Origin of the sequence: Variovorax boronicumulans (assembly GCF_040544675.1) — a bacterium.
GTDB lineage: Bacteria > Pseudomonadota > Gammaproteobacteria > Burkholderiales > Burkholderiaceae_C > Variovorax > Variovorax boronicumulans_D.
This window is the reverse complement of sequence record NZ_JBEPKK010000004.1, coordinates 441,148-456,586: the sequence shown is the minus strand read 5'-3', so window position 1 is coordinate 456,586 and position 15,439 is coordinate 441,148. Positions and strand designations below refer to the sequence as shown.

General features: G+C 61.9%; 11 protein-coding genes, 1 tRNA gene and 1 pseudogene. 9 read left to right on the top strand and 4 right to left on the bottom strand.

The window, feature by feature from the left end:
- Positions 1-261: 261 nt before the first annotated feature.
- Positions 262-1,392 (bottom strand): annotated as a pseudogene (locus ABIC90_RS10740) (transposase); the annotation flags it as partial.
- Positions 1,393-2,108: 716 nt separating this feature from the next.
- Here ABIC90_RS10740 and ABIC90_RS10735 point away from each other — a divergent pair.
- From ABIC90_RS10735 to ABIC90_RS10710, 6 genes are all read left to right on the top strand, one after another.
- Entirely contained in the window at positions 2,109-3,875 is a 1,767-nt protein-coding gene (locus tag ABIC90_RS10735; protein ID WP_354354083.1) for a type I secretion system permease/ATPase, read from the top strand.
- On the top strand, positions 3,872-5,290 hold the full coding sequence (locus ABIC90_RS10730) for an HlyD family type I secretion periplasmic adaptor subunit (protein ID WP_354354082.1): 1,419 nt from the start codon (positions 3,872-3,874) through the stop codon (positions 5,288-5,290). Before ABIC90_RS10735 ends, ABIC90_RS10730 begins: the two co-directional genes overlap by 4 nt.
- A gap of 20 nt (positions 5,291-5,310) precedes the next feature.
- Entirely contained in the window at positions 5,311-6,024 is a 714-nt protein-coding gene (locus tag ABIC90_RS10725) for a helix-turn-helix transcriptional regulator (protein WP_354354081.1), read from the top strand.
- 90 nt (positions 6,025-6,114) lie between these two features.
- Positions 6,115-6,777, top strand: coding sequence for a hypothetical protein (locus tag ABIC90_RS10720; RefSeq protein WP_354354080.1), 663 nt, complete (start codon positions 6,115-6,117; stop codon positions 6,775-6,777).
- A gap of 60 nt (positions 6,778-6,837) precedes the next feature.
- Positions 6,838-8,610 (top strand): hypothetical protein, encoded by a 1,773-nt coding sequence (locus ABIC90_RS10715; RefSeq protein ID WP_354354079.1) that lies wholly within the window; start codon positions 6,838-6,840, stop codon positions 8,608-8,610.
- Positions 8,611-8,843: 233 nt separating this feature from the next.
- Positions 8,844-9,224: a T6SS effector amidase Tae4 family protein gene (locus ABIC90_RS10710; RefSeq protein WP_354354099.1), complete on the top strand. Its 381-nt coding sequence runs from the start codon at positions 8,844-8,846 to the stop codon at positions 9,222-9,224.
- 492 nt (positions 9,225-9,716) lie between these two features.
- Here ABIC90_RS10710 and ABIC90_RS10705 read toward each other — a convergent pair.
- Positions 9,717-9,790, bottom strand: a tRNA-Gly gene (locus tag ABIC90_RS10705).
- A gap of 306 nt (positions 9,791-10,096) precedes the next feature.
- On the opposite strand from ABIC90_RS10705, the gene ABIC90_RS10700 reads away from it, so the two are divergent.
- The 3 genes from ABIC90_RS10700 (at position 10,097) to ABIC90_RS10690 (ending at position 11,652) form a co-directional block, all read left to right on the top strand.
- Positions 10,097-10,327 (top strand): hypothetical protein, encoded by a 231-nt coding sequence (locus ABIC90_RS10700; RefSeq protein ID WP_354354078.1) that lies wholly within the window; start codon positions 10,097-10,099, stop codon positions 10,325-10,327.
- 162 nt (positions 10,328-10,489) lie between these two features.
- Positions 10,490-10,762, top strand: coding sequence for a hypothetical protein (locus ABIC90_RS10695; protein ID WP_354354077.1), 273 nt, complete (start codon positions 10,490-10,492; stop codon positions 10,760-10,762).
- Between the two features lie 509 nt (positions 10,763-11,271).
- Positions 11,272-11,652, top strand: a complete 381-nt coding sequence (locus tag ABIC90_RS10690) for a hypothetical protein (protein WP_354354076.1) — start codon at positions 11,272-11,274, stop codon at positions 11,650-11,652.
- Positions 11,653-12,294: 642 nt separating this feature from the next.
- Here the strand turns inward: ABIC90_RS10690 and ABIC90_RS10685 are convergent.
- Both ABIC90_RS10685 and ABIC90_RS10680 read right to left on the bottom strand, forming a co-directional pair.
- Positions 12,295-13,800 (bottom strand): hybrid sensor histidine kinase/response regulator, encoded by a 1,506-nt coding sequence (locus tag ABIC90_RS10685; protein WP_354354075.1) that lies wholly within the window; start codon positions 13,798-13,800, stop codon positions 12,295-12,297.
- Positions 13,801-13,874: 74 nt separating this feature from the next.
- Positions 13,875-15,383 (bottom strand): ATPase domain-containing protein, encoded by a 1,509-nt coding sequence (locus ABIC90_RS10680; RefSeq protein WP_354354074.1) that lies wholly within the window; start codon positions 15,381-15,383, stop codon positions 13,875-13,877.
- Positions 15,384-15,439 lie beyond the last annotated feature (56 nt).

Genomic DNA, 15,439 nt, shown 5'->3' with positions numbered 1-15,439 from the left:
AGAACTGCAAGCCGTTCACATGGACAGCAACGGCCAATTCGATCCTCGAAAAACTCACCCGCCTATGCGGGCGAATTAACGGGACAGGACACTAGGGGTCTGCGCGGCAGAGCGTTGAGGTGCTGTTTGGGCCTGGGAGAGAGCGACGCGGCGCGGGGGCAATCGAATTGGTCGTCGCTCGCATCCCGAGCGAGGCGTGACACGACCATTGGCTGACCTGATGACCGCCTTGCGCGGCGGCATCGGGGTGCAAATGCCCCCTCAGATGGCCCGCAGGGCGCACATTCTTCGCAGGTTCAGCGCCATGCACACGAGCTTGAACTCGGCCTTGACCTTGTGCAGCCCGCGCAGGCTGAACTGCCTGAAGCCCAGCACGCTCTTGATCCACCCGTTGGGCGCCTCCACCATCCACTTCCTCTTGCGGTAGGCCGCCTGGCCTTGGGGCGTCTTCAGCCTGGCCTCCATCGCAGCGGTGCGCGGGTATTGCTCGGCGTCAATTTCCAGCGCCTGCTTGCCCTCTCTGCCCAGCGCCACGATCAACTCGCTCGGACTGCCCTTGAGCTGCTCGAACACCGCCTCCGAACGGAATCCCGCATCGGCCAGCACCTGTCGTGCGTCCTCGCCCAGGGTGGCCTTCACCGCCACCATCAGCACCGGCAGGCGATCACTGTCGGCGGCGTTGTTGCTCAGTTCTGCCGCCACCACGATCTGCGCGGCCTCGTCCACCGCTGTGTGGGCGTTGTAGCTGTAGTCGTAGCCCCCGTCAGAGCGCTTCATGATGCGACTGTCGCTGTCGGTGAAGCTCTCCTGGGCGCTGTCCTGGGGCACGCCGAAGTCGCGCTTGTAGCGTCCGCCCTTGGGCTTGCCAGTCTTGTCTCGGAGCTTGCGTTTGTCGTCGGCGCTGCGTCCGCGGGCGGCGTCGGCCTCTTGCTGGCGCTGCTCCAGGCGCAGCTTGGCTTCGGTGATCGCCTTGAGCCGATCCGCTCGGCGCTTGATCTCGCCGGGGATGTCCAGATCGGGCTCGTTCTTCTCCAGGTCGTCAGCAGCCTTGGCACAGTTTAGCAGGCCATCGATTTGCGCCTTGAGCTCGGCCTCGGCCTTGACCATCCGGTCATAGCTCATGGCCTTGTGACGGCTGGCGTTGGCCTTGAGCTTGGTGCCGTCCACCGCGACGGTGCCCAGCTTGACCAGGCCACACTCACGCGCCAGGCGCACCACCTGCACGAACAACGCCGCCAGCTCCTGCAGGTGCAGCGCCCGGAAGTCCGACAGCGTGCGGTGCGCCGGGTAGTTCTCCGCGGCCAGCACCCGCAGGGCCACGTCTTCGTGCAGCTTGGCCGCCAGCTTGCGCGAACTGAAGGTGCCCGTGGCGTAGCCGTAGATCAGCACCTTGCTAGGCCCCTAGGCAACGCCCGCGTTTTGCGGAAAACCCTGATCGACGGTCTCGGCCAGTGCCGTCAGCTTGCTGCGAAGCTCTGTGCAGAAGCCACTGTCACACGCAATGTGCTCGACGCACGACATACGTCACAGCGGCGCAGCGAGTGGTCGACATCACGGTCACGAGCGCCAACTATTTCATATTCACGATCAATGGCCGGCGCAACGCAACCTTGCTGCTTGGTGCCGAGGATCTCGCGGGCTGCAGGCCAATCTGCCGCGCATGCAGCATTCGAAGACATCTCAAGCACGGTACGGCAAGGCGCTGGCCGCATTCACACGAGTGTCGGACTTTCCCCCCCCAGTTTCGGTCGGTCAACGAACCGTGCATGCGTGATGCTTGGCAAGGAACGCCTGGCCACAGCATCAGCGGGCCGACCTTCATGTGCTCGATGACTTTCCCAGGCTTCGTATAGTTGCGATTGCCTGTCCTTGAAGTCTTGCATGTGGAGGGTCGATCTATTAACTCTCGAATACTCGACAAAATCTCACACGAATCGATTGACTGTGACACCCGGTCGCTATCGCCGTTGAGTTGCATATGCGGCGCCCGCATGGCAGACTTTGGTTCAATAAACTTGAAAAGCACGGCGCCTCCAGGCGACGTAGCTAGAGCCCAAAGTGCTAGGGAGGGGGGCAAAATGTCAGCTGGACGACAGCCGCGCAGCGGCATGCTTGTTCCGTGGTCGTCGCTGGGCGAGATGGGTCTGGTATTCCTTGCCAGTTCCATCGTTCATCTCCTGTTGTTGATTCCAACCCTGGTCACGTTGCAGATCTATGATCGTGTTCTGAGCAGTCGCCGCAGCGAGACCCTCTTGATGTTGTTAGCCGCCGCGACATTGGCGCTGGCGGCCTGGTGGGTCGTCGAGGTGGCCCGGGAGCATTGGTTTGCAGCACGCGCAACCGAACGAGAAGAACGGCTCGCGGCCGAGTTGACGCCGCTGCTCCTCGATGCACCGGCATACTCATTCGGCCATCGCGCTCAGCAGGTTTGGCGTGACCTGGCTGTTTGGCGAAGCTACCTTGGCGGCCCTGCCCTGATCGCCTTCTCGGATTTACCGTGGAGCCTGATCTATCTGCTCGTGATCACGGCATTTCATCCTTTGCTCGGCGGCGTCGCGCTCGTGGGCGTTCTGGTTCTCGTTGGCCTGGCCTGGCTCACCGAATGGCGGCTGCGGGAGGCCACGGCCATGGCCGAACAGGCGCAGGCGCTCAGCCATGCCAGAGGCGGTGAAATCACCGCCTTTGTCGAAGTCCTTCACGCACACGGCCAACAGGATCAGGTGACACGGGCCCTGACGGCCTTGCAAAATGGTGCGCAGCGGGCACGCCTGCGTGCTGAATTGCCAGGCCATAGCTTGAAGACACTGGGCAAGCTGATCCGCCAGGCCCTGCAGTTCGCGATGTTGACCACCGGTGCCTGGCTGGTGCTTCAGGGGCAAGCGACTGGGGGCGTGATGATCGCTGGCAGCATTCTGCTGGGCAAGACGCTGATGCCAATGGAGATTCTGATCGGCAGTTGGAAGCCTTGGCTGGAAGCGCGAAAAGCGGCGGCACGCCTGCAGCAGGCTCTCTCCGGACAAGACGGCCACACGGCCTGCGCGCCGCGCTCTGCGCGTCCCGAGACCGCTTTGCCAACATGCCAAGGCCGGCTCCGCGTGACAGGCCTGGGCGTCAGGTCCACCGCAGGTGGCGCCGCCGTCCTGCACAACCTGAACTTTGAGCTTCCCGCCGGTGCCATGCTGGCCATCCTGGGCGAGAGTGGCAGTGGCAAGAGCACGCTGGCGCGCATCCTGGCGGGCGTGATGCCCTCGACACAGGGTGAAGTCGCGCTGGACGGGGCGGCACTGCGGCAATACAGCGCGCAAGCCCGTGGCCAGGCCACCGGCTATCTGCCACAGGACGTGCTTCTTCACAGCGGCAGCATCGCGCACAACATCGCCCGCCAGTGGCAATCCACCGAACCGTTGACGCCGGCGCAGAGTCAGGCGGTCGTTCTGGCCGCACGCCGAGCAGGCGCCCACGATCTGATCACCGCCCTGCCCGCAGGTTACGACATGCCGCTGGGGATGGAGGCAGGGGCACAAATCCTCTCGGGAGGCCAGCGCCAGCGTATCGCGCTGGCCCGCGCCCTGTACGCGACGCCCGGTGGGCGGCTGGATGTGCCCCGCCTGATCGTGCTGGACGAGCCCAACAGCCAGCTCGACGCAGACGGTGACGCCGCACTCGAGCGTTGCCTGCACGGCCTGCGCGAGCTGGGCGCAACGGTCGTGGCCGTGACGCACCGCCCGCATCTGATCACCCTGGCCAGCCATGTCCTGCTTCTTCGCAATGGTGTGGCGGAAAAATTCGGCCCGCGCGAAGAGGTGCGCCAATGGATCGCGCACCACAACCAGCAGGCGCTCAAGGCGTCGAACCAGAAAGTGGCCGGCGCATGAAGTGGAACTGGCCACCGGGCGCAAAGTCCGCGTCTCCTTTATCGAGGACTCTTGCGGAGCAACAAGACCGTCCGCTGTGGCTGCTGGCGAAGCGTCGCGCCTTGCGCCTGGGCATCGCAGGCGCCATGCTCGGCGTCGTGGCGCTGAGTGCCTGGGCAGCCCTGGCCCCTCTGGCCGCGGCGGTCATTGCTGAAGGTACCGTCAAATCCCTGGGCAACCGCAAGACGGTTCAGCACGCCGAAGGCGGCATCGTTGCCGCCATTCACGTCAAGGACGGAGACCGGGTCGCACAGGGGCAGGCATTGATCACCTTGGCCGATGCACGCGTGGCGGCCACCGTGCAGAGCTTGCGCGAACAGGCAGCAGCCAGTGCCTTGAAGATCCAGCGCTTGCAAGCAGAGACTGAGGCGTCGAACCTGACATTCGAGCCGAGCCTGCGGGCGCTGCGCGAATTCATCGTCGACGGCGACACAACCTATCTGCAGAAACTGGCCAACCGCGAAAAGGACCTGTTCGTTGCCCGGGCACGTCAGCAAGCCGAACAAGCGCATTGGCTGAACGAGCAACTTGCCCAGACCCAGCGCGAAATCGTGACGCAGCAGGAACTGATCGCCACAACCGATTCGGCCCTGCAACTGGCTCGCCGCGATCTGGCTTCGAACGAAAAACTCAGGGCCGATGGCTTCGTGAGCGAAGCTCGATTGATCGAGCTGCAGCGCAGCGTCGCCGACTATCGTGCCCGGGCGCAAGGCACGCAGACCCAGCTGTCGCAGGCGCGCCAACGCGAGGCAGACATTCGGCTGAAGCTGTCTTCGCAAAAGACCGAATTCGCACGCGCCGCGGCCGACGAATTGAAGGAGGTGACGGCCCGGCTTGCACTCACCATGCAGGAACTGCGTCCGGCCTTGGACGCGCAGGCCAGGCAACGGATCACGGCGCCGGTCGCTGGCGAGGTGGTCGACCTGAAGGTACATACGATCGGCGCGGCCATCGGCCCGCGTGAACCGGTCCTGGAGATCGTTCCGGAGAATTCGCAGTTGGTGATCGAGGCGCGCATTGCACCCAGCGACATCCGCGATGCCCGGCAGGCGCAGGGCCGCGCCGATGGCGCCCACGTGATGCTGACAGCCTACCGTACGCGCGCCACGCCGCAGGTCGGCGGCACGCTGAGCTACGTGGGCGCGGACCGGCTGACCGATCCAAGGGGGCCGAATCCGACCATGGCTTATTACGTGGCGCATGTGACGGTCAGCCCCCAGGCGCTGCAAGCCGCAGGCAAGTTGGCCGGACAGACGCTGACCTTGACGCCGGGCATGCAGGCCGAAGTCTTCATCGCTACCGGCGAGCGTAGTGCCTGGCGCTACCTGTTCGATCCGGTGCTTGACGGCATCCGGCGCAGCCTCCGGGAGCGGTGAAGCACCTCTCGTCGTCAGACTTGCAAGCCTGGTTGTCGGCTGTAACCGATCCTCAGGCTACGGGCTTTGATCTCCCGGGCTGGCTCGAAGGGCCGTTACAGGCATTCTTCCCCTACAAAGGCGTGGTGCTGGGGCATGGGGAACTTGTGGCCGGACAGTTGAAGGTCACTCACATGCTCGCATCCGGTCACGAAGCCGACTACCTGCAGCAGATTGCCAAGACGTTCGAACTGTCGCAGCGCGGGTCGCTCCAATGGTGGTTCGCCAATCGCCAACCCTTCTTTATCGATCCGAAGAATCCGCCGCCTTATGCGAGTGCTTTCGAGATCGAGGAGATCGAGACATTCGCCCTGCGCAATGTCGCTGGCCACGGAGTGCTCAATGTCAAGGCTAATGCAGGAACCTACTTCGGCTTCGCGGGTGTCAAAACGCCCCTGTCGCCGTGGCATTTGGAGGCATTGCGTCTCCTGGCGCCGGTTCTCAACGACCTCTTTCTCTCGCACATTGCGCAAACCGAGAAGTCGGCCATGAGCATAGAAGGAAGTTCGGTCGCCATTGGTGAATTGACGCCCCGCGAGAAGGACATCGTGCGCCACCTGGTCGGCGGCATGAGCAACAAGGCCATTGCGCAGACGCTGGGGATTTCGGAGAAAACCGTACGCAACCAGTTGGCCGGTATCTACGCCCATTTGGCGGTACGCGGACGCTCCGAACTGATCGTGCTTCTGAAATAGTCGGGACATTTGTCCTATAGGAATGGCGACTGATTTAAATCATCATCACGGGAACAACGAATGCAAGCTCGAAGAACGAAGAGGGAGCACATGAACACAACGAATCATCCGCGAAGGTCCTTCGCGTGGCGTCGAACACCGCGCGGCAACTGGCGTGCAGTCGCCATGGCCTTGGCGCTAGGCGTCTCTATCAACCTGCTCGGTGGATGTGCCTTCACGCCAACGGTTTTGACCACGCCGGGTAACCCGGTGCCGGTGGGAGAAGTTTTTCCTGCGGCACTGTTGGCTGAACCCATCCAACTGCGTGCGGGATATGTGCATACGACCCAGCCGTTCCAGATCAAGGGGCCTAAGGAGCGATGGGCTGTGGCGCTTGGGTTTGTCAGAACCGACACAAATAGGCCCATTGAAAAAAAGGTGGACGGAGCCTATGACGTTTGTTGGACTGATGCTCCTGGCGAGGGGTTTCGTCCAAAGTGCAATATAACGACGCCCGGCTTTAGTTTGCGTTGGGAGTTGTTGCGTGAAGATGGAAAAATGGTGACGCAATACAAACATGACAACTTGGTAGAGCGCAGCGGCGGCACCTATGGCGCCACTGCCATTACTCGGACCTTGTCAGGATTTGGCGATCAAGGCGTGGGTTCCTATCGCTTGCGTGTCATCGTGCTGCGCGATGGCAAGGAACTCGACTTTCTCAAGCCACACATTCTCGTTAATCGGCCATTTTTCAGCTCAAGATCCATTGAGTGACCGGTTGAAATTCTTGTTTTCCGTCCACACCAACTTTGCAATACCAAAGGGAGCTACGCCATGGGTCAGCCGAGCATCACAATCTACGTAGACAACGTCGGTACACCGCATACCTTCCTCGGGCTGAATGACGGAAATGGAGGTGTGCAGTACTTTGGATTTGCGCCAAGTTCAGCGGGCTCACCACACGGGCCTGGCAATGTCGGAAGCGGACTCGCCACTCACGCACAAGGAGACCCAAAAAATGAACGTGCTGGGTATATTGACGATGTGGGTTGGAGCAAGACCGTTCCTATTACTGGAGTGCAATATGAAGCAATGAAGAATGCGGTTGCAGAATGGGATCGCACCGGTCACACCTATGACGGCATCGCGAAGTTTGGCGGGGAAAACTGCACGACCTTCGTTCAGTTTGTGGCCAGAGCCGGCAACCTGACTGAAATCAACACGTCGAGAACCGCGCTGCCGATCAACCTGATCCCCGCCGATGAACGCAGAGGGCTTTTCACGACCGATGCCGATGGACGCAGGTCGCCAGCGGATGCGTTGAAAGATCCGCTGCATACCCCTGGCACTCCTGCCTACGAGTTCAAGCAATCGCACCCGGAGCTTTTCCAACCCGCCACTCCCGGTGATCAAGGCACCAAAGATCAATCGACCTCGCAACTGCGAGAGAACCCGGACGGCTCGTTCACCGAGATAGTGACGCAGACGGAGGGCTCTTCGTCGGGCGACAGTCAGACCACGGAATACAGTTCCACGGGAGAAGTAATTCAAACAACTGAAATCGACGGTGCCCAAGACAACGCGGATTACTCGACGCGCTTCACGGCCTTCGATAAGCAGGGGCAACCCGACTTCACAGATTTCTATCGCGACGATGGGACGCGGGATCGCTCGGACAACGACCAAGGTGGCAGCCAAGACTGGGTGCATGCTGACTCGCACTACGATGCCCAGGGGCGCGAGGATTGGCGCAGCGTGACCATGGACGACGGTAGCAAGGTGTGGACGGACTTTGATCAGAACAATGAGCGCGGCGACCGTATCTGGGAAAACCGAGTCGATGCCCGGGGGCGCGAGGATTGGCGCAGCGTGACCATGGACGACGGTAGCAAGGTGTGGACGGACTTTGATCAGAACAATGAGCGCGGCGACCGTATCTGGGAAAACCGAGTCGATGCCCGGGGGCGCGAGGATTGGGCCAGCGTGACCATGGATAACGGTACCCGCAACTGGACCGACTACGATCAAGACAGCAGCCAAGGCTGGAGCCGGGTCGAATCGCTTTTCGATGCCCAGGGTCGCGAAGACAACGCCAACATGTTCATGGACGATGGGCGCCGAAACTGGTTCGACTACGACCAGGACGGCAGCAAGAACTGGACGCGAGTCGAATCGCACTTTGATGCCCAGGGTCGCGAAGACAACGCCAACATGTTCATGGACGATGGGAGCCGCAACTGGTTTGATTACGATCAGGATGGCAGTCAAGTCTGGACGCGGGTCGAATCGCACTTCGACGCACAAGGCCGAGAGGACTATGCCAAGGTTTATCACGACAACGGCATCCGCACGGAAATCAACTACGACCAGGACAACACTCAGTCTTGGGAAAAAATGGTGACCACATTCACGGCCTGGGGGCAGGAGTACGAGACCGACGTCATCTATGACCCTGGCGTTGTTGACCATGGGGCGCCGCCGCCGTTGACGCCGTTTCCGTCTTCAGGGCCTGGCTATGCCCCGATGCCGCCGGGCACTGCCTGTGTGAGTGCGTTGGGCGGCACCTCGTGCGAACCGCGGTATGACGTGGACTATGGGTGGTTCTAGTCACGCGAGGCGCTGATCGGCGGACAATTGGGAGCCGGGTCAATCCCACCCCAAGCGATGCCCTGCCTCGATCGCCTGATGGCGCCGGTCATCTTGGTTTATCCCGTCATGTTTCTCTATCGCCAGTCGCTTGAGTTGAGCATCAAGAACTTGATTGAGCTCGCCTGGCGATTGCTCGACAAGGAGGAAACTAGTGATCCTGGCTCCCACAACTTGGAGGTGCTTTGGAAGATGTGGGCACCGCCTTTATCCGGTCGAGCGTGGACCTGAGCAGTTTTCGAGGTGTTTACTCCTGGCAGAAGGACAGCCCAAAGTATCCGATTCGGGCTCAGGAGTTGGCAAACTGGCTGGATTCTGGAACCTCAGGTCTGATGTCGCGTACCGAGAAATACTCTGGCAAAGAGGGGTTCGAAAAAATCGCAGGACGCACCGGCATCGTGTTTATCCAGAACTACTGGGGCGAGGGACGTCAAGGTGACCACATAGACCTCTGGAACGGGCGGCGAATGACGGAACTCATGTCGTATTTCCGCGTTCAGTGGCATCTCTCTTGGGAGGGGACGCTCACCGACATGCGTGTAGCGCAAGCCATTTGGTTTTGGCAGGTTCTATGAAAATCCTACTTCGCCTCCTCTGCATTGTGCTTGGGGGGCTGTTGCTTAGTTTTGTTGTAGCAAAGGGCGTGCTCGTGCCAATCGGTCAGTGGTACGAAGTGAACAAAGCCCAAAGCGAGAGCGATCTCACTCAAGCCTTTGTAGTCGTCCTTGCCGTGCAGGCTACTTGCGCTATCGCGGGTGGTTGGTTGGGTGATTGGGCGTTTCGCAAATGGCGCCAGAGGCGGCTTGAGCGTCAAAAGCTCCTGTAATCGGCGGTTGCCTCACAGGTGAACTTGGCGGTGATTCGTAGTTCTTGACCACTTCGGTCAGCGCCGCATCTGCAAGCTGCAACCAGTCTTGGCCCTGGAGGCCAAGGCGCTGCGCGTCCATCCCGGCGACCACCCAAACTGAGCGGGCCCAGAAGCTGAGTTTGATGACTGGTTGCAGTCGAGCCGGGATCTTGAGCTGCAGGTGATAGTTTGAGCCGCGCTTGGCGCCTCCGACAGATGCTGGAGCGGGTGAAGGGAATCGAACCCTCGTATGAAGCTTGGGAAGCTGCCGTTCTGCCATTGAACTACACCCGCGGCAGGCGCGGATTCTAGCGCCAGTCCGGACGATGCCCGGAGCTGCGCATTATCAGTGCGGCCTTGCCACAGTCGGGGCGCGACAGAACTCGATTTGGCCAGCCATGGAAGCGCAAAGCCCATGGGCCCGCGCTCGATCGACCGCAACCGACCGTACACGCTCTCAAGCGTCCGTCCGACAGGGACAGCGTTGGCAAGTGCGCTTACTAAAGTTCTCTCGTCCACCTGACGGGATTGCGGCGCACCCATCTCGCCGATCTGCCCCGGCAACCCGCTGGGGTCCTATCGCTTCAGGAACCCACCATCATGACTTCCAGCAAACCCGACAACTTGGCCGCCATCCGTCTCAAATACTCCGTGCCTGCTCGAAGAGGCGGCGCGGTCGAGATCCGGGGGCGAGGCGGTGTCATTACCGGGGTGTGCGGCGACTGCGTGAGGGTCAAGTTGCTGGGCATGCACCGCGGGGTTCCTTTTCACCCGAATGAGATCACCTATCTGAGCGACGCCCGGCAGGGGCCGATGCCGGGTACGTCCTGACGCGCTTGCAAGCCGCCACGGTCGGGCCTGAAGCGCATGTGTCGCCTGGAGGCTGCCATCGCTGTGTGCCGTGGCCGACAAAGTCACAAATAGCTATCGATCGCATCGCTTTCGACCCGTCGAAGCCTTGCAGGCGCTTTCGTTCGTCGGCACGATGAATGCATGCAAAAGACAGATGTACTGATCACCGTGATCGACATGGCCCGCGCTGGCCTTGGCTTCACACCTTCGGACGCGATGGCCCAGATCGCGGAACTCATCGCTGAAGAGGACGTGGAAAACCCGCTCTACGACAGCCGGGTCGAAAGACTGCTGCGTCTGGGCGCCTGCATCTGGAGCTTGAGGCGTGACACCCTGGAAGGCAGGGCTCCCTCGGCAAGCATGCCGACGGTCGCTTCGGCCCGGGCCTTCGAGGACCTGAACCCGGCGTCGTGAGGGCAAAAAAATACCCGCCGTAGCGGGTTCGAGGAGCCCTCGCGGGCGCTCTAAGACAAAACAGAGAGCTCTTCTTTTGTGGAGCCCTGTTGCGTGACAGCGATGCAATCGTCGGATGGGACGCCGTTTTGAGATGTAAGCCAAAAATAGGCTGATGGCGTAGGACACGCCTAAAACCGTGAACAAGTTGGCAAATGGCGGTTTACAACTGGTGCTACCGCCAACGGAACTGTCGGCCCCGTCTGACATGACGAAGGAGCGGCAGGCCCTAGATTTTGTGAACTCGCTTCGAAGTGCGAGTTCTCTGTGCGTGACAGCACCGAAGAGATTCAACCCAGCACGAATGCTGGGTTTTTTTTGCCCGCGCGGCGCACGACATGTGAACTATTGCTGCTTTTTGCCCAGCAAGTTGCCCAACTGTGTCTTGTTGTGGCCTATGTCGCCGACCAGCCACTCCAGTTTTCGGACCGGTGCAGCACACTTCGCTCACAACGAAATAGAGGTGTCTCATGGGAGAGATGAATGAACTGTCACCTGAGGCGGGCACATTCCTGTGCCGTTTCAGCATTCCGATCCAGCTCGACGAAGAGCGGTTTCAGTATTTTCCTGTTGTCGGTGTGTTTAGACGCATTCCGTTCGATCAGGTGGATCGGTGGGTGATGCGCCCGGACGGCCGCGCGCGCACCGATCGCGAGCTGGCATCCGAGGTGCTCCTGGAGTTGCGCCGCCCGCTGGGCTTTACCGGCAAGACGGCGGCGCTTCAGTTCGACATCGGCGAGGTCATCGAGGTGGGCCGTGCCGCGGCCATCATCGTCGCGACGTTTCTGGCCGAACTGCCGCGTGAAGAAGAGAGCGCACTGGCGAATGCGTTCGAGAGCAGCGCAGCGTAGGGCGGGGGCCTTCGCCATTGAAAAAGCCCGCACGCGGCGGGCTCTGGAATGTGGTCGTGAACTCTCACGCGGTCCACGTTACGGCAAATGTTCAATTGCGGAAGCCACCTGTTGTTTTTCTCGTCGTAGTGACTTCGACGCGCCGGTGTGAGATTCGGCTTGCCTGGCCAGGCAACGCTCGGCGGTTGGCCGAGCGAGCCGAGATTGTATCAGAGGCGTTGTGGTCCCCGGCTGAAAACGAAAGTCCAAATATTTTTCGTTCTGCTGCTGCTTTTGGAGGCACCGCGTTGCAGGCCACGCCAGGCAACGATTCCGCGCGCTGCGCACATGGTTTTCCACAGCATTGTCCCCATTCGAAACGGAAAACCTGACATCGGCTTGTGCTACGCAAAAACGAGGGACCAAGGCGATTCCTATCTCGCGCATGAATATTGCCAAAGCCACGGGGCATGCAGAGCCGGCACCATCGAGGGCTCACTCTTGGAGCGCAAGATGAAAAACTTCAGAAGAATCATTGGCGGTGCTATTTCGCTCGCAGGCGTGCTGGTGCTCGTTGCCCAGCATTCCTGACGTTCGCCGCGCGGGCTTCGGATCGCCAGATCGCCGATGGCCATGGCCGACCTGCGATCGACGCACCGCCGCCTATCCCCCTGCGCCCGCTGATGCCCCGCGCTGTTCCAACTGCCGCAGCGCCGTCGACAGCTCCTGCATGTCGGCGGGCTTCAACAGGTGATGGTCGAAGCCGGCCTGGGCGATGCGAGCCCTGTCGTCGGGTTGGCCCCAGCCGGTCAGCGCGACCAGCGTCAGGCCCTCGAGCGCGGGGTCCGCTCGCAGCCTGCGCGCCAGTTCGCAGCCGTCCATGCCGGGCATGCCGATGTCCAGGATTGCCAGCGTCGGCCTGAAGCTCTCGGCCTGCTTCAACGCATCCGGGCCGTTGAAGGCCACCGCCGTTCTCGCCCCGATGATCTCCAGCAGGGCCACCAGCGACTCGGCCGCATCGCGGTTGTCGTCGACAACAAGAATGCTGTGCCGCGCGATGACGGCTTCGTCGGAGGCGCCGCCAGGTGATTCGCCGCTCCCGGCACTCTGCCGGATCAACGGCAGCGTCACCGTGAACTCGCTGCCCTTGCGGAGGCCGTCGCTCCTCGCGCTGACCGAGCCGCCGTGCAGCTCGACCAGGCTTTTCACCAGCGTGAGCCCGATGCCCAACCCGCCCTGGGCCGCCCTGGCGGTGCCGCTGACCTGCACGAACATGTCGAAGATCGAGTTCAGCATCTCGCGCGGGATGCCCACGCCGTTGTCCCGGATGCGGACCACCGCATGGCCGTCGTCGCGCTCGACGAACACATCGACCTGGCCGCCCTCGGGCGTGTACTTGGCCGCGTTGTTCAGCAGATTGGAGAACACCTGCGTGAGCCGCACGCCGTCGCCCTGCACGGCCAGCGGTGCCGCCGACAGATGCACTTCGAGCCGATGCCGGCCGGCGTCCATCAAGGGGCGGCTCAGTTCCACCGCATCGCGAATCACCTGATCGACCGTCAACTCGCCCAGTTGCAGTTCGATCTTGCCGCGCGTGATGCGCGAGACCTCCATCAAGTCGTTCACCAGGCGCACCATGTGATCGATCTGCCGGCCCATGAGCTGGTAGTAGGGCTTGGCGGTTTCCGGCGTCAGCGTCTTGCGTGTGAGGATCGCCAGCGCCGTGCTCAGCGGCGCCATCGGGTTGCGCAGTTCGTGCGCCAGCGTGGCAAGGAATTCGGTCTTGCGTTTGTCGGCTTCGTTCAGGTCGTTCAGGATGCGGCGCAGCTCGTACTGGCGCCGCCGCGCGCGCAGGGCGCTGCGCAGGGCGCTCACGAGCGCGGCCACGCGAATCGGCCGCTCCAGCACCGTGACGTTGGCCATGCCCTCCATGGCGATGGCGATGGCCCGCGAATCGGCGCCTTGCCGGGCCAGCACCAGCACCGGAAGGTCCGACCACGGGGGCTGAACCGACACCGCATCCAGGAAGCCGGCTGCGTCCTTGCCCGTCAGCATCTCCTCGGACACCAGGATGGCACCCGCGCCATCGCCGATCTGCTGCACCAGCTCGGGCATGGAGGCGCATACCTGCGTGGCGATGCCCGCCCGCTCAAGCACCGCGCTTGCCATCACAGCATCTTTCGATGTGGCCGTCCTGAGGAGGACGCGCAGTTGCGGGTCGTCGGGTGTTGCGGTGTCCGCCGTCACGGCACAGCGGCGCCAACGCCGTCAACGGGTACCGGAATGCCGCTGAGGATGCCCCTGAAGTGGCGCAGGGGCTGGCCCACATGCAGCCCGCCGCCGTCCATGGAGAAATCGCGGATGGTGCGTTCGTGGGCGCCGCCGCGCTTCTTGAGCACCGATATGGCCTGCCGCACTTCGCCCTCGAACTCGAAGTAGCGCAGCAGCACCACGGAGTCCGCCAGGTAGCTGGCATCGACGGGCGTCTGCATCTGCATGCCGATCAGGCCGTGCTGCGCACCGATCAACAGCGTGGCCACGCCGGCCTGTCCCAGGTAGGTCAGCAGTTCATGCAACTGGACGATCAGAAAGCGCTCGTCGGGCATTGCATTCAGGTAGCCGTTCAAGCTGTCGATCACGATGATCGCCGCGTTGTGCTCGGTCACGGCCACGCGAATCTCGTGCACCAGCTCGCCCGGAGAGAGCTCTGCCGGATCGACCTGCTTGATGCGCAGGTGGCCCGATTCGATGAACGGGTCCAGGTTCATTCCCAGACCGGCGCACCTTGCGCGCAGCGTGTTGACGCCTTCGTCGAAGATGAACAGCGCGGCGCATTCGCCGCGCTTCGCGGCTGCATAGGCGAACTGCACCGCCATCGACGACTTGCCGGTGCCCGGTGCGCCGACCAGCAGCGTGCTCGTTCCCTTTTCGATGCCGCCGCCGAGCAACTCGTCCAGCTCGGCGATGCCGCTGGTCATCCTGAGGAGCGAGGTGTCGCTGGCGTGTTCGTTCGCAACGAGCCTCGGAAAGACCTGCAGGCCGCCGCGATTGATCTTGTAGTCGTGAAAGCCGCCGCGATAGCGCTGGCCCCGGTACTTGACCACCAGCAGGCGACGTCGCGCCGAGCCGTAGTCCGAGTTCAGCTGCTCCAGCCGCAGCACCGCGTGCGCGATGCTCTGCACCTGCAGGTCGTGCTCGGTGGCCGTCATGTCGTCCAGCAGCAGCACCGTGCACTGCCGGCCGGCGAAGAACTGCTTGAGCGCCAGGATCTGGCGGCGGTAGCGCAGCGAGGTGCCCGACAGCAGCCGCAGTTCAGAAAGCGAATCGAAGACGATGCGAGAAGGCTTGAGCTTTTCGACGTCGCTCAGGATGCGCAGCGTGGTTTCGCTCAGTTCCACTTCCGAGGGGTGAAACATCGTGTACTGCTCTTCGGGTTGCAGGCTTTCCTGCGTCGGGAGCATTTCGCGCATGTGCAGCCCGACGAGGTCCCATCCGTGCGACGCGGCCACGCCACGCAATTCGGTTTCTGTTTCGGAGAGCGTGACGTACAAAACCGATTCGCCCCGCCGCGTCCCTTCGAGAAGGAACTGCAAGGCAATGGTCGTCTTGCCGGCGCCCGGCGTTCCCTCCACCAGATACAGGCGGTGGGGCTCGATGCCGCCGCCCAGCACATCGTCCAATCCCGGCACGCCACTGCTCAGCAGGGCTGCCTTCGGCTGACTCTCCCCGGGGCTTGAATTTTTGGCCTCCATTGTTCTGGCTCCATGAGAAATACTGATCAGTAAATTCAAACATGGGAGCGCAAAAA

Coding starts and splice junctions, on each gene's coding strand:
- ABIC90_RS10695 (WP_354354077.1), top strand. CDS start 10,490: ATGCAAAAGACAGATGTACTGATCACCGTGATCGACATGGCCCGCGCT.
- ABIC90_RS10685 (WP_354354075.1), bottom strand. CDS start 13,800: ATGGCAAGCGCGGTGCTTGAGCGGGCGGGCATCGCCACGCAGGTATGC.
- ABIC90_RS10720 (WP_354354080.1), top strand. CDS start 6,115: ATGAACACAACGAATCATCCGCGAAGGTCCTTCGCGTGGCGTCGAACA.
- ABIC90_RS10730 (WP_354354082.1), top strand. CDS start 3,872: ATGAAGTGGAACTGGCCACCGGGCGCAAAGTCCGCGTCTCCTTTATCG.
- ABIC90_RS10700 (WP_354354078.1), top strand. CDS start 10,097: ATGACTTCCAGCAAACCCGACAACTTGGCCGCCATCCGTCTCAAATAC.
- ABIC90_RS10690 (WP_354354076.1), top strand. CDS start 11,272: ATGGGAGAGATGAATGAACTGTCACCTGAGGCGGGCACATTCCTGTGC.
- ABIC90_RS10680 (WP_354354074.1), bottom strand. CDS start 15,383: ATGGAGGCCAAAAATTCAAGCCCCGGGGAGAGTCAGCCGAAGGCAGCC.
- ABIC90_RS10715 (WP_354354079.1), top strand. CDS start 6,838: ATGGGTCAGCCGAGCATCACAATCTACGTAGACAACGTCGGTACACCG.
- ABIC90_RS10735 (WP_354354083.1), top strand. CDS start 2,109: ATGCTTGTTCCGTGGTCGTCGCTGGGCGAGATGGGTCTGGTATTCCTT.